Here is a 17742-nt window from a genome sequence, read left to right as displayed (position 1 = left end):
GCTATAGGCAACACAATTGAAACTTTAGGTTGAAAAAATGAATTTAGTCCACATTTATTAATCAGACATGTGGTGATTAATGAAAAGCTGCGAGTGATCGCAGCTTTTTTTGTTTGGTCGCTAAAAATGTGTAGCTGAGCGTTTGTAAGTAACAAAAGTGCGTTTTAATGGCTCTTAGTTACAAGTTAGCGGACCTGCACGCTTCACCCACATCATCACATGGTTTGTTATTTTTTGATTGGAGGTTAAATTGAGTATTGTTGGACACGTCAAAAGGTTTTGGCGATTTCATAGTCTAATTATTGGTGCGTTTGGAATATGCGCATTTACGCTAGGCTGTGCTGTTCAGGAACCCGCTTATTACGAAGGTACTTGGGTGGTGACTAAGGCCTATAATGTAGGTGTTTCAGCTCACTCATCAATAGAGTCAGAAAAGTTCTTGGGTCGCTCGGTAACCTATGCTTCAGACTCGGCTAAACTCGATCAGGCATTCTGTGAGTCACCGGTGTATTCAACGAAAAATATCAGTAATCAAGATTTTTATGCTGCTTTTAAAGCCTCTCCATCATCGCTCGGCTTTAGCGACGACAAGATTACTGAAGTAAGTTTGTCGTGCCTTGATAATTCAGCAATCATGGGTTCTACACTCATTTTTCAGGAAGGTGGCAGCGCCTACACCTTGGTTGACGGTACGTTTTTAAAGCTGGAGAAAACGCTTTAAACGATGTTGTCTTTTTGCGCTTTCGCAACAAAATGACGACTTCCTTTGTTGAGTGATGGACGTTAAAAGCGCATAATATCCAACTGACTTTTGTGCATTGGAATAGGTTTCACTCGTGGCGTCTGCGTCTAAAAACGATAAGAATGTTGAAAAATTGAAGGTTCCACCTCATAGCATTGAGGCTGAGCAATCTGTTTTGGGCAGCATGCTTATTGACCCTGAAAGCTGGGACAAAGTCGCGGAGCTTGTTACCGATAACGATTTTTACAATCGCTCACACCAAATTATCTTTCGTGCTATCACTCGACTACTAAACAGTAGCCAGCCAATAGATCTTATAACAGTATCAGAAGAGCTGGAAAAGCATGATGAACTGGAAGATGCTGGTGGTTTTGCCTACTTAGGTGAACTTGCCAAAAACACGCCAAGTTCTGCGAACGTTGTGTCTTATGCGCAAATTATTAGTGAGCGCGCGATAACCCGAGAGCTTATTGGCGTGGCGCATGAAATAGCGGAAGTTGGGTACAACCCCGAAGGCCGTGACAGTGCAGACATTCTTGACCTGGCCGAAAGTAAAGTATTTGAAATTGCCGAACGAAGAACTGGTGAAAACGAAGGTCCTCGCGATGTCGAGTCTATCTTAGGGAAGACCATTGACCGTCTAGAAGAATTGGTGAAAACCAATAAAGACGTTACCGGTGTTACTACCGGCTTTACCGACCTAGACAAAATGACCAGTGGTATGCAGCCCTCTGACCTTATTATCGTGGCGGCTCGTCCATCGATGGGTAAGACTACTTTCGCCATGAACTTGATTGAAAACGCCATGATGGCAGAAGACAAACCTGTACTTGTTTTCAGTCTTGAGATGCCCTCAGAACAAATCATGATGCGTATGTTGGCGTCATTAAGCCGCGTTGACCAAACCAAAATTCGTACTGCGCAGCTGGATGATGAAGATTGGGCACGTATCTCCAACACCATGGCTATGCTCAAAGACAAAGATTGTTTGTTTGTTGATGATTCGTCAGGCCTTACACCAATGGACGTGCGAAGTCGCGCAAGAAAACTCGCTCGCGAACGAGGTGGAATCAGTCTCATCATGGTGGATTATCTTCAGTTGATGCGCGTACCTTCTCTTAGCGATAACCGAACATTGGAAATTGCAGAGATCTCTCGCTCACTGAAAGCATTGGCTAAAGAGCTTGAAGTGCCGGTAGTTGCCCTTTCACAGCTTAACCGTACGCTAGAACAACGCGCCGATAAACGTCCTGTAAACTCTGACCTTCGTGAGTCTGGCTCAATCGAGCAGGATGCCGACCTTATTATGTTTATTTATCGTGATGAGGTTTATCACGAAAACAGTGAGTATAAGGGCATTGCAGAGATTATTATTGGTAAACAGCGTAACGGCCCAATTGGTACCTGTCGACTTACGTTCCAAGGCCAATTCTCACGATTTGACAACTATGCAGGCCCTGCCATAGCCGACGAATATTAGCCCCTCTTATAGCGACTAAAGGCTTCGACTGCGGCCACGGTCTACATTTTAAGGGTTAACAAGTTAAAGTATTTCAGACACAAAAAAGGCGCCGTAAGGCGCCTTTTTCAATTCATATACACTGAATTACTTTTCTTCAGCTACTTTCACTGTGTCTTTAACTGTCACTGAAATGCGACGGTTAACACGGTGTGCTTCAGCATTCTTACCATTGTCTAGAAGCTGAGTTTCGCCGTAACCGATAGTCTCTAAACGAGAACCTTCGATACCGTACATGTCTACCATTACTTCTTTGAAGTTCGCAGCACGACGCTTAGAAAGGTCCATGTTGTAAGCTTCACTACCTGGTGCAGAAGTGTGACCTTCAATTACCGCAGTTGTTGAAGGATACTGCTTCATGAACTCAGCAAATTCAGAGATTTCTGGATCTTTTGGCATTTTAACTACAGCACTTTCGTTGTCGAATAGAACGCGTAGTGTGATTTCTACTGTCTCTTCGTCAAATACTGTACAACCTTTTGCATCAACTTTTACGCCAGCTGGTGTATCAGGGCACATATCTTTGCTGTCTACAACGCCGTCGTTGTCCGAATCTTTAATTGCACAGCCAGTTGCATCTACTTTAGTGCCAGCTGGAGTGTTAGGACACTGGTCAACGTTGTTTAGAACGCCATCGTTATCATCATCGATGCTACAACCATTTGCGTCAACACGAACACCCGCTGGTGTCATTGGGCACTGGTCTTTGCTGTCTACAACGCCATCGTTGTCGCTGTCTTTAGGTGCGGCAGGAGTGCCTTTACCAAATGGGATCGCGATACCAACTTTAACACTGTAGTCATTGTAATCTTCACCGAAGTCGTGATAAGCGGCGATTTCAGTAACAAGTTTAACATCTTCGTGGATGTCCCAGTGTTTACCGATACCGATGTTACCAAGCGTAGTTGATTCGCCTACTGCTTGACGCTTAACACCACCAAAAACGAACCATGCATCATTTGGCATGAAGTATAGTGCGTCAACACCAACCATTTCACCGCTTTCATCACCGCCGCCTGCATAATCAAGGTCTAGGGCTGTAAATTCAACACGAGCTGCCCAGCTTTGAGTAAAACGGAAACCGTATTCAAAAGCTACGCCACGACCATCGTCGTAAAGGCCGCCGTCAGTTAGATCTAACGGACGTGAGTCGTCAGTGTTGTAATACATGCCAGACAAACCAAACCAGTTTTTGTACTCTGGCTCAGAAGAGTCTTGTGCAAATGCATTAGTCGAAGAAATTACAGCAAGAGATAGCGCTGCCATTTTAAAGTGTTGTTTCATAGTCACATCCTGTTTAACGTTGAGTGATTATCGATTTTTGATAATTTTGTGTTGTGCTTAACGTTTAACGCTAGCACAAATTGTGCCATTTATAATATGGGTTAGGCTGCGATCCCTTGTAATGTGGCAATAATTGTTCGTCTTCCACCATGATCTCGGTGTTCGCCGAGCATGATACCCTGCCACGTGCCAAGTGCAAGCTTGCCTTGTTGGACAGGTATAGTAAGTTGACACCCTAGTATACTCGATTTTAAGTGAGCAGGCATATCATCTTTACCTTCATAAGTATGCCTGAAAAAAGAAAGCTCTTCTTTTACACTATGGTTGAAGAACGCTTCCATATCATGCCTCACTGTAGGGTAGGCATTTTCATTGATTGTCAAACTAGCGCTTGTATGCTGAAGCCATAGGTGCAAAAGGCCGACTTCAACATGACGAATACTGGGTATTGCAGATTCCACCTGCTGTGTTATCAGGTGAAATCCTCTCGGGTAGCTGTCGAGTGTAATTTTTTCAGACTGCCAGAAATTATTTGTCAAAACAGATTTCCAAATGCGCTAATCCTTCGTCGCACATGAAAGGAAGAATAATTTTAGCACCATCAACCTGGTGACTAATCGTATGTTGCTTTCCTGATACAACGATGGGTGTTGCCATTCCAAACTCGTAACCCCGCTCAGCAAGGTCTCGTTTTGCGTTACCGCAAATCATGTTGGTAACTTCGCCAACCATGTCGCCTACTTCTGCATCAAGCTTCTCAGGGCGCTCTCCAACCATTCTCTCCATTATGGTCAGGGCCAAAGACTCGTCAAAAGTAATAGACATCGAGCCGCGAACGTCAGGGCCCACCATGCCAATTAGCCCCGATACATCGCCTTTGGCGATATCACTTTGTTTGCGCTTGGGCTTGCCAGGGGTCAATTTAGTTTGAGCCATGGTTTCAAGCACGTTCAAAAGACCAGCAATAAACGGGTTCACAAAATCAGCATTCATGTACACTCTCCTGGGCAGCGTGATCTTCCGTTTGTTGACAATCGGCACATAATCCATGGGCCTCTATAGTTTGTTTCGATACTTTGAATCCGTGTTGCTTTGCTTGGCTATCAAGGGTCTCTTGAAGACCTTCAGATTGAATTTCAGCAACATCACCACAGCTGTCACAAATTAGAAACTGAACAGGGTGGTTACAACCAAAATGATAGCAGGCCACAAACGCATTGGTAGACTCTAAACGGTGAATAAACCCAAAATCGAGAAGAAAATCAAGGGCGCGATAGACTGTCGCAGGTTTGGCACTAGACTCTGTTTCTTTCAGTGAGTCGAGTAGTTCATAAGCACCCATAGGGCCGTGCTTTGAAACAAGAATTTCGTACACCTTTTCTCTAAGCGGTGTGAATCTGGCGCCGCGTTGCTCGCAATAAGCCCGTGCCTTATGAATAAGTGTGGTTTTGTTCATTGATGATAACCGTAAACTCGACTTTCATTGTTATATTAAAGCGTCACTTCTGGATCACGTTTTTTAGTGTGTACATGAGCTATTAACTCATCTTCCAAGGAGAAACGCTCTTCTAATGTCTCACCAAGCTTGGCTAGCGCTGAGTCAAATTCAGCTGCCTGCTCGGGCGTTACTGCTTGTGCAAACGTATCATTAAATGCGAGTGCTGCGTCAGTGGTTTTTGTCAATCTGGGGTAAAGTTTATCTCGTAGTGCAAGGCCTTCATTGTCGTTTTCAACCAACATATCGAAAACCTCAAAGTGTCCTACCGACAAATAATCGAGTAATGCGCTGCAAAAGTTGTCTATTTCATCTGGGTCAGGTAAACACTCGCTTCGCTTGTTAATACCTGCTAGTTCACAGAAAGAAACTAACAGTGCCTGTCTGTCCATTAACCAGCGGTCAATAACCTGGCTTTTCCCGCCCCATTTTGATTTAACGCTTTCTAACTGTTGCAACATTTTGATGTGTTACCCGTTTAGCGACAATAAGTTTCAGTATAACACTGTGCACTAGCGACACAAATTTTGCGCGAAAAAGTTCGTTTCAAAATGTATGGTGGCGATCTATACGCTCAGTATTTAGTGTAGTATGAAGCATTAAAGAACAGGAGTGATGTGCAATGATGATAAAGTTGGATGAGGCGAAACTAGCTGCTCAGCAAGCCCTGTGGGTAGTTTTTAGTCGCGGCAAAATTGTAGTACAAGAATCGTCTGAGTCTATCCCCATTGCTTATCTGAGTGATATTCCATTTTTAGCATCTTATGTCGATGAAATTCATCAACTTCCGCCGCTCAATGAGACGGCGCATAGAGACCTGCCCGTATACGTCGTTGATTTGGGCGCTGAGCATGTTGAGGAACCCGGTTGGGAACGGGTATCGCTTAGACAGCTTCTTTTTGCCGAATACGATATAGCCTTTTCCGTTATTGGGCGAGCCTGGCAATACATCCATTTCTTGCGTACTCATCAATTTTGCGGGCAATGTGGAGCCAAGACTGAACGCGTAGATTGGGAAATGGCAATGCATTGTCACCGCTGTCAACATCGCAGTTATCCAAGAGTGTCTCCCTGTATCATTGTTTCTATACATGACAGCGAAAAAATACTTTTGGCCAAAGGCGTTCGCCATCGAGAATCCAATATGTATTCAACTCTTGCAGGCTTTGTAGAAAGTGGTGAAAGTCTGGAGCAAGCGGTCCACAGAGAAGTTTTCGAAGAAGTAGGCGTTAAGGTTAAAAACTTGCGCTATTACAATAGTCAACCATGGCCATTTCCACATTCCTTAATGGTCGGGTTTATTGCCGAGTATGACGAAGGGGAAATTCGTTGTCAGGAGAACGAGATAGATGATGCGCAATGGTTTGATATAGATGCGCTGCCGACTATTCCACCGAAAGTGTCTATTGCGGGACAATTAATTGCTGAAACGGTGTCTCTGATCGGCGACAAATAAAAAACCCTGCCGAGGCAGGGTTTCAATAAGTTTAGCACGGTCCCATGTAGGGCTTCTTTTCTTTAACGGTTATAGTAATAGCAAACACTCACTTTAAGTGCAAGCGTCTTTTTAAAGTAATGTTCAAGTATTGTTTGTCTTTAATAATCGACACTACACCGATTTGTCGTTAAAACATTGATTTTTTAATACAGGTTTTAGCACACCTTAGTTAAGAATACTGGTATACTTTCGCGCTCAAATATCTTCAGTAATTTAGGTGAGTTATATGTCGCAAAATTTCCCCAGTGTTGATAAGCCCGCGTTAAAGAACGATCGTTACTTACGTGCGTTACTTAAGCAGCCGGTTGATGTCACACCTGTATGGATGATGCGACAAGCCGGGCGCTACCTCCCAGAGTACAAAGCGACTCGTGCAGTAGCAGGCGATTTTATGTCGTTGTGCAAGAATGCAGAACTTGCATGTGAGGTGACGCTACAACCTTTACGTCGTTTTCCTCTCGACGCTGCAATTCTCTTTTCGGATATTTTGACCATTCCAGATGCGATGGGCCTCGGTCTTTACTTTGAAACAGGTGAAGGCCCTCGCTTTAAAAATCCAATCACGTGTAAAGCGGATGTGGATAAAATCGGCCTTCCTGATCCAGAAGGTGAACTACAGTACGTAATGAATGCCGTTCGTACTATTCGCCGTGAGCTTAAAGGTGAAGTGCCATTAATTGGTTTTTCTGGAAGCCCTTGGACACTCGCGACTTACATGATTGAAGGTGGTTCAAGTAAAGCCTTTACCAAAATCAAGAAAATGGCATTTGCTGAGCCAGCAACGCTTCATGCGTTACTAGCAAAACTGGCTGATTCTGTTACTGAGTATTTAAATGCTCAAATCGCTGCGGGCGCGCAGTCAGTCATGGTATTTGATACTTGGGGGGGCGTGTTATCTCCTCGTGACTACAAAGAATTCTCGCTTCAGTACATGGAGCGCATTGTAAGTGGGCTGACCCGTGAAAATGAAGGCCGTAAAGTACCTGTTACCTTGTTCACCAAAAACGGTGGCATGTGGCTAGAATCGATTGCGGCGACAGGCTGCGACGCAGTAGGTTTAGACTGGACTATCGACATTAAAGAAGCGCGTGCGCGCATTGGCGATAAAGTTGCACTTCAAGGTAATATGGATCCATCAATGCTGTATGCTCAACCGCAAAGAATTGAGCAAGAAGTGGCGTCCATTCTAGAAGGTTACGGTGAAGGTAGCGGTCACGTATTTAATTTAGGTCACGGTATCCATCTAGACGTACCACCTGAAAATGCAGGTGTGTTCGTTAATGCGGTACATGAACTTAGTAAGCAATATCACAAGTAAGCGACTTCGATAAAGGAAGTAAAATGAAAACGTGGCTTGTGTTGTTGCTGATAGCGTTTGCATCGATAGCAGGGTATAAATTTTCTGGCTATCAACACCAACTCAGTGAATCCAATGCAGATAAAGAGCGACTAACCAATGTGTTAGCGCGCTCTCGTGCCACCGAAACGAGTGAGCTGAAAGTTATTAAGCCCGCCGCCAAGTTGGTTTCAAATGAAACAGGTGCGGTGCTCTTGGATACAAGCGTTACGAAAAACGGCGAGATGAATGTTGCCCCCGTTGCTGAGAATGTCCAAATCATGGCGCCAGAGGTTTTCTACACTAAAACCGAAGGCTCACTCAATACGTTTTTTGCGCTGCCGCCTAACAACGAGCGCTTTGTTTTAGACTCGGTAAAATGTGAGAACGGACATTGCGAAATAACGGGTGAGTATGACGGTTCTGAAACTGAGCTGTCGCGAGTTATTGAAGCATTGGAACAGGAACCGTGGTGGGAATTCGGCTCGCCTATCATAACCACGCAAGTGGCACAGCGAGGCCTCAAACTTAACGTTTCTTTCGCCGCATCCCATTCGCCAAATGCTCGTGTGCGTTATCGGAATAGCACTCAGGCCGATTTAAACAGTCAGCTTGCCTCAGCGGGTTAACCCCAAAACGTGTATATCGCCAATTGAATTCGCGGTATGCCTTATTCAAACGTGTACTGGCGTTAGGCGTCTCTTGGTAAACCTTTTTCAATTACGCGAATAAGCCGCGCTTGCTGCCTGTTTTTCGCATCAGACGCTTGTTGCTTCTCTTGCTGCCGCTTAAGAGCCCAATCAATATGTCTGTCCACCAAGTCACTCACGCTCCCTCGTCTTTCTTTCAAAAGCAGAATGCTTTGTTCATCATACGGAGCGTTTCCTAACGCAACGGCAATATTACGCTGCCACTTCTCAAAGCCAATCCGCCTGATGGGAGAGCCTTCCGTATTGCGTAAGAAGGTTTCTTCAGACCAGCCGAAAAGCGCATTGAGACTTTGGCCGTGAAGCACTTGTCGCGGGTGGAAATCTTCTTCACTGGTAACATCGGCAAAGCGATTCCAAGGGCAAACAAGTTGGCAATCGTCACAGCCATAAATGCGATTGCCCATCATGGGACGTAAATCTTCGGGAATATCTTTGTCTGATTCAATGGTGAGATAGGAAATACAGCGACGGGCATCTACTTTATAAGGCGCAACAATTGCATTGGTCGGGCAGATGGTTAGACACGCCGTGCAGGTGCCGCAACCCTCTTCAATTGGTGAGTCAGTGGGTAATGGCAAATTGATGAACAGCTCACCTAAGAAGAACCAAGAGCCGGCTTCTTTGTTGAGTGTCAGGCTGTGTTTCCCCGTCCAGCCAATACCCGCTTTTTCAGCAATAGCGTGTTCCAATACGGGGGCTGAGTCTACAAACGGGCGATATTGGGTATGCGCCAAGGATGCGGTGATTTTCTCTCCCAATTGCTTCAGACGTTTGCGCAGCACTTTGTGGTAGTCACGGCCCAATGCATAGCGGCTGATGTATCCTATTTCTGGCTTTTTTAAATGCTTAGCAAACGAGGCGTCAGGAGGTAAGTAGTTCATGCGAACGCTGATAACCCGTAATGTCCCTGGGACCAACTCATCAGGCCGGGCACGCTTCATCCCATGACTCTCCATAAAGGCCATGTCACCGTGATACCCATTGTCTAACCATTCCTGAAGGTGTGCCTCGTGCTGATGTAGATCAATATCGCTGATGCCAACCTGCTGAAAGCCTAGCGCTGTACCCCAAGCCTTGATATTGTTGGTTAATTCAACAAGGTCGATAGAACTAAATTCGGACATGTGCTCATGCTAGATACTCAATTAACGTCAAGTTTATCATACAAATTATTTCGGGCCGATCAGGTTAGGGAAAATGAAGGACAAGCCGCCGCGAATTCGGGCTGCGATATGTTCACGTTGATGCAACGAGCTGGTGATGTGGTGTTTAAGCAGTGTCTTGAGCTTATGCCAAACTCAGACGTTTACTTAGTGCTGGTGGGCCAAGGTAACAATGCGGGTGACGGCTACATTGCAGCAATAAACGCAAAACTTGCGGGCAAACAAGTGCATTTATGTGCGGTTGAGCCTGAACGTACGCTGGATGGTGATGCTGGCAAAGCACAGCAGCGCTGGCTCGATTCAGGAGGCAGTATCAATGGGTTTGACGCTGCGCTCCTCGAGAAGTCTGACGTAGTGATAGATGCGCTTCTTGGTACAGGTATTAATAGCTATATTCGCAATGAGTTTGCAGACATCATTGATGCGGTGAATGCGTCATCAACACCGGTTGTAAGCGTTGATGTGCCGTCAGGGCTTGATGCAAATACAGGACAGAGCCTGGGGCGATGTGTTCAGGCTGATATCACCGTTACTTTTGTGGGCATTAAGCCGGGGCTTGTTACTGGTGCGGGTAAACAATCGTGCGGTAAGTTAGTGTATGCGGACTTGGGTATCGGCAAAGCGTTCCAAGCATTAGCTAAAGCGAGCGCGACCATGCTAAATATCGACCACTTTAAAGGTATGGGGCCACGGGAGATTAACAGTCATAAAGGGACTTATGGTCGACTGTTGTGCATTGGCGGTAACCGCGGAACAGCAGGTGCCATTCGACTCGCCAGTGAAGCCGCGCTGAGAAGCGGTGCGGGCATGGTACGCGTGTATACCCATGAGTCGTCAGTCGTTCAGGTCAGTGCAGGCAGACCTGAACTCATGGTCACCGACTTTAATTTGGAAGATGCATTAGCTTGGGCAACCTGTGTGGTTATTGGACCGGGTCTTGGGCAAGATGAATGGGCAGAAAGCGCATTTGAAACCACCATGAAGCACTGTCAAAGCCAAAATAAGCCTGTGGTCATTGATGCTGACGCGCTAAATCTGTTGTGTCAGCAGTCAACCGCGTACACCTTGTCTGACAGTATTTTAACCCCTCACGCGGGCGAAGCTGCGCGTTTACTCGGTGTTTCTATTGATGATGTAGAAAGCGACCGTTTTAACTACGCAAGGCAGTGCTCACAGCGATACCATGCGGTCTGTGTACTAAAAGGGGCGGGCACGCTTATCGACAATGAAAAGAAAACCTGGGTTTGCCGTCACGGTAATCCAGGTATGGCTACCGCAGGAAGCGGTGATGTATTAAGCGGAATATTGGGCGCGTTGCTCGCGCAAGGCGTAGAAACAGATATTGCAGCGAAATATGGTGTAGTGCTTCATGCTAAGGCTGGCGATGATATTGCCCAACTGTATGGTCAACGTGGTATGATAGCGAGCGATTTGTTTGACGCAGTACGTGCGCTTATAAACCACTAGTTAGCGTGGTTTTGTCTTGAACGGGCAGGCATCTACTGTGTTATTCGGCTTTCTATTACTGTGGAATATTGTTGATGTCTTACCCGCATACCTCTTTTTTTGCTAATGAAGTAGATGATACTGCGCAGCTTGCCAGAGATTTAGCGCAGGCTGTTTCGAGTCAACTCCCTACCGATGCTGTTATTTATTTAAACGGCGACTTAGGTGCAGGGAAAACGACATTTAGCCGATATTTCATTCAATCTTTAGGTCATTCAGGTAGCGTTAAAAGTCCAACCTATACATTGGTTGAACCTTATGAGTTGGATGGCGTCAATATCTATCACTTCGACCTGTATCGCTTAGCCGACCCAGAAGAGTTAGAGTTCATGGGAATTCGCGATTACTTTGGTTCGGGCGCTATCGCGCTTATTGAATGGTCGGAAAAAGGGGGCGAATACTTGGCATCCCCAGACTTAGTGATTAGTATAAATATTACGCCATCGGGTAGGCAGTTTAATTTGGAAGCAAAAAGTGCCCACGGTGCGAAATTGCTTCAGCAATGCAAGCGCGTTTAGCGCAAATGCGAAATGAAAGAAAAACTGAATAAATAGCCGCTCCGGAGTTGACGAGAGCAGCATAACAATAACAGAAAGGCTAATTATGGTGCGCAGTATAGTTTCGGTATTATTATTGTGTTTCGTCGTGCAATTCGCACACGGTGCGCAAAATAACATCGACGGGGTTAGGATATGGCCGTCGCCGGACAATACGCGCGTTGTTTTCGATATGAAATCAGCGCCAGAGTTCACCTATTTTACACTTAAAAATCCGCTTCGGCTTGTCATCGATCTTAACAACACCAGCGACACCGCTAAGCTTTCTGGCATTGAAAACAGCGGTGATTTGATTAAAAAGCTGCGCTACTCCACACCGAAAAACAAATCATCTGCCAGAGTGGTTGTTGAGCTCAATAGAAATACCAAGCCTTCGTTATTTGCAGTAACCCCCGATGGTGCTTACGGACACAGGCTGGTTGTCGATTTACCAGATAGCGCGCCGAAGCCGTCGCCAACGTTATCAGCGTCGGCATCAACTGGCTCTGTCGTTATTGATGATTCTACCAGTGCCCGAGACCGAGACATTATCGTCGCCATCGACGCCGGGCATGGTGGACATGACCCAGGTTCAATCGGTCCGGCTGGTACCTATGAAAAGCACATCACCCTGAGTATCGCCAAAAAACTGGAAGACATGATAAACCGGGAGCGAGGTATGCGCGCCATCATGACTCGTGGCGATGATTATTATGTTTCTCCTAATCGACGTCCTGAAATTGCGCGGGAGAAAAAAGCCGATTTGCTTATTTCCATCCACGCCGATGCGTTTAGTCAGCCTCAACCGCGAGGTGGTTCGGTGTGGGTACTATCCATGCGAAGAGCAGACACTGAATTAGGCCGCTGGCTAGAGAAATCTGAACGTCACTCTGAATTACTCGGTGGTGCAGCTGAAGTGATCAATGATAAATCAAGCGAGCGATATCTTACTGAAACCATACTGGGTTTATCGATGGATCACAGCATGGCGACCAGCCACGATTTAGGTAATAAAGTGGTTGAAGAGCTAAAGCAGGTGACCAGTCTGCATAAAAGAAAACCACAAGCCGCCAGTTTTGCAGTTTTGACCGCGCCTGACATCCCCTCTATTTTGGTCGAAGTCGGTTTCATTTCTAATCCGCAAGAAGAGAAGAATCTGAACTGGTCTAAACATCGCGAACGCTTAGCGAATGCCATGTTTAATGCGACTAAGCGTTACTTCAAGCAAGTTCCCCCTGATGGTACACTGTGGGCACAAGAAAGGGCGAACAACCGAACGCACAAAGTAAGAAGCGGCGAGTCGCTCTCGTTATTAGCACAGCGTTACAATGTAAAAGTAAGCAGCATCAAAGCAGCGAATGATCTTTCAAGTGATGTTGTACGCGTAGGGCAGGTACTAAATATTCCGAGAACATAAACCAAGGTTTTGTTTCATCGGCTTTTTCAGCACTCATAGCACTTACATATCGTATCGCCACGAATCCATATAGTTAATATCATAGGGTAGTCCTTTGCCTATACAGCTTTTATCTCCCCAACTTGCAAACCAGATTGCCGCTGGTGAAGTGGTTGAGCGCCCCGCGTCTGTGGTTAAAGAATTACTAGAAAACAGCCTTGATGCTGGTGCCACCAAAATAGAAGTCGATATTGAAAAAGGTGGCCACAAACGCATTCGAATAAAAGACAATGGGTCAGGCATTGTCAAAAGTGAACTGCAGCTGGCATTAAGTCGCCATGCAACCAGCAAAATCACCACTCTGGATGACTTAGAACAAATTCTCTCTCTTGGCTTTCGTGGCGAAGCGCTGGCCAGTATTAGCTCGGTGAGCCGGTTAACTCTGACATCGCGCACTGAGTCTCAAGGTGAGGCGTGGCAGGCCTATTGTGAGGGTAGGGAAATGGCGGTAAATATCCAGCCAGCGGCCCACCCTGTTGGCACCACAATTGACGTGGCAGATCTGTTTTACAACACGCCAGCAAGACGTAAGTTTTTACGCACCGAAAAAACCGAATTTCAGCATATTGAAGAAGTCATAAAACGCATAGCACTGAGCTATCCCAAGGTTTCATTTGTTTTAAAACACAACGATAAAGTAGCAAAGCGCTTTATCGCCGACAAAGCAGGCAGTTTAGCCACCCGAATTGGCGCTGTGGTTGGACAAAAGTTTGTTCAAAACGCCGTACATATTAGTACCGAGTATGAAGGTCTTCACATTGATGCTTGGCTAGGTAATGAGGCCATGCTTCGCAGCAGCAATGATTGCCAGTTCAGTTTTGTTAACGGCAGAGGCATGCGAGATAAGCTTATTATGCACGCTATTCGCCAAGCGTACGAAAGCGTTTGGGGGGTGGTGGAGCAACCAAGCTTTGTGGTGTACTTAACGGTTAACCCTAAAGATGTGGATGTAAATGTTCATCCCGCCAAGCATGAGGTGAGGTTTCAACAAGGCAGATTGGTGCACGACTTTATCTGTAAAACCGTGAGTGATGCGCTGCATGCCATGACCGACGAACAGCCTTTATCAGGAATGGACGCAAGCCGTCCTTCGGGCTCAGATTTCATGTCTTCTCAGGTAGAGCACGATTACATTAGGCCTTTACAGAATCAAACGTCGGATAATGCACAGGCGTTCAACGAGTCTTCTCGTTACTCGACGGGGGGAGTCTCGCAAGGCGCGCCACAGTCTTATGGGCAATTTACAGGCAGTCCAAGAAATACATCCTCGGGAAGTGCCAGTGGTGGACGAAGTGGTGGCGCTGCACATAAGCAAAGTCGAGGGCCAAGTGCGGCATATCAGTCAAATTATAATGCGTTAATGACGCCAAATAGCGACATTATTAACAACAATGCAGACCCGATGCCCGTTGCAGAGCACGTTAATCTAACTTCCCAGTGTAGAATTTACCCAAAATCAGAAAAAATTTACCTTCTTTGTGCAACTAAAGTTGCAAGTATCTGGTTAAGCGAACTATTTTTAAAAGCGCAGCATGGACAACCGTTGTTAATGCCCGTTGCTGTTTCGCTCAATAATGTCAATGAGCAATTGGTTACACTGCTAAACGACGCGCATTTTGAAGTGAATAAAGTGGCTGGCAAATATCGGCTGCAACAGGTGCCGGCCGGCACCAGGCACTTGCCGTGGCTCAAGTGGTTTGAATACTTCTTATTAGTTGAACTAAATGATGAAGTAAATTCACTTGATGATGCCGTAAAATCATTGGTTTTGCCTGAACATGTTTTAGATGAAGAGACATCAAATGCGCTGTGGTACTGGTTGGATCAGCAGAGCGAAGTGAAACAATGGGAAATTATTGAGCAATTTGCTAAAGTGCGCCCCTTAAATTCAGTGCTAGATGTATGGGGAGAATAAGGTGTCCAATGGCATAAATTCTGCATTGCCAGTAATAGCAATTATGGGCCCCACGGCATCAGGCAAGACAGGCTTGGCGCTTGATATAGCGGCCAAGGTTGAAAGCGAAGTAATTAGTGTTGATTCAGCCCTTGTTTATAAAGGTATGGACATCGGCACTGCGAAGCCAACGCAGGAAGAGCAAGCAGGTGTAGTACATCATCTAATTGATATTATCGACCCTGCACAAAGCTATTCGGTGTCGCAATTTGTAAACGACACTAATGCGCTAATTGGCGATATTTTAGCGCGTGGCAAGGTGCCAATTTTGGCTGGAGGTACAATGATGTACTTTAATGCCTTGATAAATGGAATTTCGCCACTACCTAAGTCAGATGAAAAGATACGGGACGAAATAACACAGCAGGCACAACGCTTGGGTTGGTCTAAATTACACGATGAATTACGTGGTGTAGACCCAATTAGTGGTGAGAGAATTCACCCCAACGACCCACAGCGCATTACCCGTGCGCTGGAAGTGTATAGAAGTACCGGCAAGACGTTGACACATTGGCAACAACAAGAGGGTGAAAAGTGCCCTTATAACATTGCACAATTTGCCATAGCGCCCGCAGACAGGGCAGTGTTGCACGAACGTATAGCGACCCGCTTTGATTTGATGTTGGAGCAAGGGTTTGAGAATGAAGTAGTAAAGCTCTACGAACGCAGTGATCTTCATGAAGATTTGCCTTCTATTCGTTCGGTAGGGTACAGACAGATGTGGCAGTACCTAGACGGCCAATTGAGTTACGCAGAAATGCGTGAAAGAGGCATTATCGCTACAAGGCAGCTCGCCAAGCGTCAGCTCACGTGGTTACGGGGCTGGGAGCAGGTTACATGGCTAGACACATTTGCTAACGATAATTTGACTAAAATTACAGCGAAAGTCACACTTTAAATGTTTGAGTGTGGTATATATTAGACGTGCAGTGATAGTGAAATTCCTATCACGAATAATAAAAACTAAGGATATCAAATGGCTAAAGGGCAATCTTTACAAGACCCATTCTTGAACGCTTTGCGTAAGGAACGTATGCCAGTATCAATTTATCTGGTAAACGGTATTAAACTTCAGGGACAGGTTGAATCTTTCGACCAGTTCGTAATTTTACTGAAGAACACAGTAAGCCAAATGGTGTATAAGCACGCGATTTCTACTGTTGTTCCAGCACGCGCTATCACAATGCCTAGCGCAGGAGATTCTGAAAATACTAAAGGTGAATAATTTAAAAGGTAACGCGCTTGTTTGACCGTTATGAAGCCGGTGAACAGGCTGTACTTGTTCATGTTAATTTTTCCGACGAGAACAGTAAAGAAGACTTAAGTGAGCTTGAATTGCTTGTGTCTTCAGCAGGGGTTAATGCGGTAGAAGTTATTACGACTTCGCGCAGTGCGCCTCATGCTAAGTTTTTTGTTGGTTCAGGTAAGGCAGAGGAAATAGCAGCGGCAGTGAAAGCACACGATGCCAACGTTGTTATTTTCAACCACGCGCTTTCTCCTTCTCAGGAGCGTAATTTAGAAGCGGTGTGTAAATGCCGGGTGTTAGATAGAACGGGGCTAATTCTTGATATTTTTGCGCAGCGCGCAAGAACACATGAGGGTAAGCTTCAGGTCGAACTAGCCCAGTTGAGGCATATCTCAACTCGTCTCATCAGAGGATGGACCCACCTTGAGCGTCAAAAAGGTGGTATTGGTCTTCGCGGTCCAGGTGAGACACAGCTAGAAACTGACCGTCGACTACTTCGTGGTCGTATTAAAGCCATTCTTCGTCGTTTGGAAAAAGTGCAAAAGCAACGCGAGCAGGGTCGCCGCTCGCGCAAACGCGCTGAAATTCCAACGGTATCCTTAGTTGGCTATACGAATGCGGGAAAATCGACGCTGTTTAACACCATTACCGACTCACACGTTTACGCTGCCGATCAGCTGTTTGCAACGCTAGATCCCACGTTACGCAAAATCGATTTAAAAGACGTAGGGCCGGCTATTTTAGCCGACACGGTAGGTTTTATTCGTCATCTTCCCCACGACCTCGTTGCTGCGTTTAAAGCGACACTTCAAGAGACTCAAGAAGCAGATTTACTGCTCCATGTGGTTGATATTGCTGATGCAAAATATCGCGAAACCATGGATGAAGTTAATGATGTACTTGAAGAAATTGAAGCTGGAGAGATTCAACAATTACTAATCTGTAATAAGATTGATAAACTAGACGACGTTCAACCGCGTATAGAAAGAAACGACGAAGGCGTGCCTGTTAGAGTGTGGCTATCTGCACAAACAGGCGAAGGAACGGAATTATTGAGCCAGGCTTTAACCGAATGTTTAGGTAAAAGCATGGTGAATTACACATTAAAGATTCCGCCTGCACAAAGTCGATTGCGCGGCGTGTTGTACGAACTAAACTGTATTGCTAGTGAAGAATACGACAGTCAGGGAGACTGGGTAGTTGATGTAAGAATGCCCGCCGCTGACTGGAACAGACTTGAAAAACGTCTGGAAAACGGAATATCAGAGTATGTTGTGCGACATTAGTCAGTGCTAGT

At 45.7% G+C, this 17742-nt stretch carries 18 protein-coding genes; 12 read left to right on the top strand and 6 right to left on the bottom strand.

The features are described 5' to 3' along the window. The first annotated feature begins 250 nt into the window (after nt 1-250). Complete coding sequence (locus AC0J2X_RS10520) at nt 251-721, top strand: hypothetical protein (protein ID WP_014951108.1); 471 nt, start codon at nt 251-253, stop codon at nt 719-721. A 115-nt stretch (nt 722-836) separates the two neighbouring features. Then, complete coding sequence (dnaB, locus tag AC0J2X_RS10515) at nt 837-2222, top strand: replicative DNA helicase (RefSeq protein WP_014951107.1); 1386 nt, start codon at nt 837-839, stop codon at nt 2220-2222. 126 nt (nt 2223-2348) lie between these two features. Here the strand turns inward: dnaB and AC0J2X_RS10510 are convergent, their stop codons facing one another. From AC0J2X_RS10510 to AC0J2X_RS10490, 5 genes are all read right to left on the bottom strand, one after another. After that, entirely contained in the window at nt 2349-3545 is a 1197-nt protein-coding gene (locus tag AC0J2X_RS10510; protein ID WP_014951106.1) for an OmpA family protein, read from the bottom strand. A 101-nt stretch (nt 3546-3646) separates the two neighbouring features. Continuing rightward, a complete protein-coding gene (locus tag AC0J2X_RS10505) occupies nt 3647-4084 on the bottom strand; it encodes a secondary thiamine-phosphate synthase enzyme YjbQ (protein WP_472996008.1) in 438 nt (145 codons plus the stop codon). Then, nucleotides 4074-4538, bottom strand: coding sequence for a chemotaxis protein CheX (locus AC0J2X_RS10500; protein ID WP_014951104.1), 465 nt, complete (start codon nt 4536-4538; stop codon nt 4074-4076). The genes AC0J2X_RS10505 and AC0J2X_RS10500 overlap by 11 nt, the downstream gene beginning before the upstream one ends. Beyond that, on the bottom strand, nt 4528-5001 hold the full coding sequence (locus AC0J2X_RS10495; RefSeq protein ID WP_014951103.1) for a transcriptional repressor: 474 nt from the start codon (nt 4999-5001) through the stop codon (nt 4528-4530). Before AC0J2X_RS10495 ends, AC0J2X_RS10500 begins: the two co-directional genes overlap by 11 nt. A gap of 35 nt (nt 5002-5036) precedes the next feature. Beyond that, nucleotides 5037-5501 (bottom strand): Rsd/AlgQ family anti-sigma factor, encoded by a 465-nt coding sequence (locus AC0J2X_RS10490; RefSeq protein WP_014951102.1) that lies wholly within the window; start codon nt 5499-5501, stop codon nt 5037-5039. Nucleotides 5502-5662: 161 nt separating this feature from the next. Between AC0J2X_RS10490 and nudC the strand changes: the two genes are divergently transcribed. From nudC to AC0J2X_RS10475, 3 genes are all read left to right on the top strand, one after another. After that, nucleotides 5663-6496 carry an NAD(+) diphosphatase gene (gene nudC, locus AC0J2X_RS10485; protein ID WP_156087087.1) on the top strand — a complete coding sequence of 278 codons (834 nt, stop codon included), beginning with the start codon at nt 5663-5665 and terminating at the stop codon, nt 6494-6496. Nucleotides 6497-6764: 268 nt separating this feature from the next. Further along, the gene (gene hemE / locus AC0J2X_RS10480) at nt 6765-7856 is read left to right on the top strand and encodes a uroporphyrinogen decarboxylase (RefSeq protein WP_014951100.1); all 1092 of its coding nucleotides are present in this window, start codon (nt 6765-6767) and stop codon (nt 7854-7856) included. A 23-nt stretch (nt 7857-7879) separates the two neighbouring features. Beyond that, the gene (locus tag AC0J2X_RS10475; protein WP_472996007.1) at nt 7880-8503 is read left to right on the top strand and encodes a hypothetical protein; all 624 of its coding nucleotides are present in this window, start codon (nt 7880-7882) and stop codon (nt 8501-8503) included. Between the two features lie 62 nt (nt 8504-8565). On the opposite strand, the gene queG is transcribed toward AC0J2X_RS10475, so the two are convergent. Beyond that, nucleotides 8566-9708, bottom strand: coding sequence for a tRNA epoxyqueuosine(34) reductase QueG (gene queG, locus AC0J2X_RS10470; RefSeq protein WP_014980562.1), 1143 nt, complete (start codon nt 9706-9708; stop codon nt 8566-8568). Nucleotides 9709-9714: 6 nt separating this feature from the next. Between queG and AC0J2X_RS10465 the strand changes: the two genes are divergently transcribed. From AC0J2X_RS10465 to hflX, 7 genes are all read left to right on the top strand, one after another. After that, complete coding sequence (locus tag AC0J2X_RS10465) at nt 9715-11214, top strand: bifunctional ADP-dependent NAD(P)H-hydrate dehydratase/NAD(P)H-hydrate epimerase (protein ID WP_014977653.1); 1500 nt, start codon at nt 9715-9717, stop codon at nt 11212-11214. Nucleotides 11215-11288: 74 nt separating this feature from the next. Continuing rightward, nucleotides 11289-11771 (top strand): tRNA (adenosine(37)-N6)-threonylcarbamoyltransferase complex ATPase subunit type 1 TsaE, encoded by a 483-nt coding sequence (gene tsaE / locus AC0J2X_RS10460; RefSeq protein ID WP_014951096.1) that lies wholly within the window; start codon nt 11289-11291, stop codon nt 11769-11771. 85 nt (nt 11772-11856) lie between these two features. Then, nucleotides 11857-13206 (top strand): N-acetylmuramoyl-L-alanine amidase, encoded by a 1350-nt coding sequence (locus tag AC0J2X_RS10455; protein ID WP_014951095.1) that lies wholly within the window; start codon nt 11857-11859, stop codon nt 13204-13206. A gap of 94 nt (nt 13207-13300) precedes the next feature. Next, the gene (mutL, locus tag AC0J2X_RS10450) at nt 13301-15160 is read left to right on the top strand and encodes a DNA mismatch repair endonuclease MutL (protein ID WP_069945114.1); all 1860 of its coding nucleotides are present in this window, start codon (nt 13301-13303) and stop codon (nt 15158-15160) included. A 43-nt stretch (nt 15161-15203) separates the two neighbouring features. Further along, complete coding sequence (gene miaA / locus AC0J2X_RS10445; protein WP_051129072.1) at nt 15204-16097, top strand: tRNA (adenosine(37)-N6)-dimethylallyltransferase MiaA; 894 nt, start codon at nt 15204-15206, stop codon at nt 16095-16097. A gap of 78 nt (nt 16098-16175) precedes the next feature. Next, complete coding sequence (gene hfq, locus AC0J2X_RS10440) at nt 16176-16424, top strand: RNA chaperone Hfq (protein ID WP_472996006.1); 249 nt, start codon at nt 16176-16178, stop codon at nt 16422-16424. 17 nt (nt 16425-16441) lie between these two features. Beyond that, nucleotides 16442-17731: a ribosome rescue GTPase HflX gene (gene hflX, locus AC0J2X_RS10435; RefSeq protein WP_014951091.1), complete on the top strand. Its 1290-nt coding sequence runs from the start codon at nt 16442-16444 to the stop codon at nt 17729-17731. The last annotated feature ends 11 nt before the right edge of the window (nt 17732-17742 follow it).

Source organism: Alteromonas sp. R7 (assembly GCF_055755235.1).
The sequence above is the reverse complement of the archived record's forward strand: the minus strand, read 5'-3'. Positions and strand labels throughout refer to the sequence as shown.

What these genes read in the sequence shown, in the direction of transcription:
- AC0J2X_RS10510 (WP_014951106.1), bottom strand. Translation starts at nt 3,545, where the DNA reads ATGAAACAACACTTTAAAATGGCAGCGCTATCTCTTGCTGTAATTTCT.
- AC0J2X_RS10500 (WP_014951104.1), bottom strand. Translation starts at nt 4,538, where the DNA reads ATGAATGCTGATTTTGTGAACCCGTTTATTGCTGGTCTTTTGAACGTG.
- AC0J2X_RS10495 (WP_014951103.1), bottom strand. Translation starts at nt 5,001, where the DNA reads ATGAACAAAACCACACTTATTCATAAGGCACGGGCTTATTGCGAGCAA.
- AC0J2X_RS10490 (WP_014951102.1), bottom strand. Translation starts at nt 5,501, where the DNA reads ATGTTGCAACAGTTAGAAAGCGTTAAATCAAAATGGGGCGGGAAAAGC.
- nudC (WP_156087087.1), top strand. Translation starts at nt 5,663, where the DNA reads ATGATGATAAAGTTGGATGAGGCGAAACTAGCTGCTCAGCAAGCCCTG.
- hemE (WP_014951100.1), top strand. Translation starts at nt 6,765, where the DNA reads ATGTCGCAAAATTTCCCCAGTGTTGATAAGCCCGCGTTAAAGAACGAT.
- AC0J2X_RS10475 (WP_472996007.1), top strand. Translation starts at nt 7,880, where the DNA reads ATGAAAACGTGGCTTGTGTTGTTGCTGATAGCGTTTGCATCGATAGCA.
- queG (WP_014980562.1), bottom strand. Translation starts at nt 9,708, where the DNA reads ATGTCCGAATTTAGTTCTATCGACCTTGTTGAATTAACCAACAATATC.
- AC0J2X_RS10465 (WP_014977653.1), top strand. Translation starts at nt 9,715, where the DNA reads ATGCTAGATACTCAATTAACGTCAAGTTTATCATACAAATTATTTCGG.
- tsaE (WP_014951096.1), top strand. Translation starts at nt 11,289, where the DNA reads ATGTCTTACCCGCATACCTCTTTTTTTGCTAATGAAGTAGATGATACT.
- AC0J2X_RS10455 (WP_014951095.1), top strand. Translation starts at nt 11,857, where the DNA reads ATGGTGCGCAGTATAGTTTCGGTATTATTATTGTGTTTCGTCGTGCAA.
- miaA (WP_051129072.1), top strand. Translation starts at nt 15,204, where the DNA reads ATGGGCCCCACGGCATCAGGCAAGACAGGCTTGGCGCTTGATATAGCG.
- hfq (WP_472996006.1), top strand. Translation starts at nt 16,176, where the DNA reads ATGGCTAAAGGGCAATCTTTACAAGACCCATTCTTGAACGCTTTGCGT.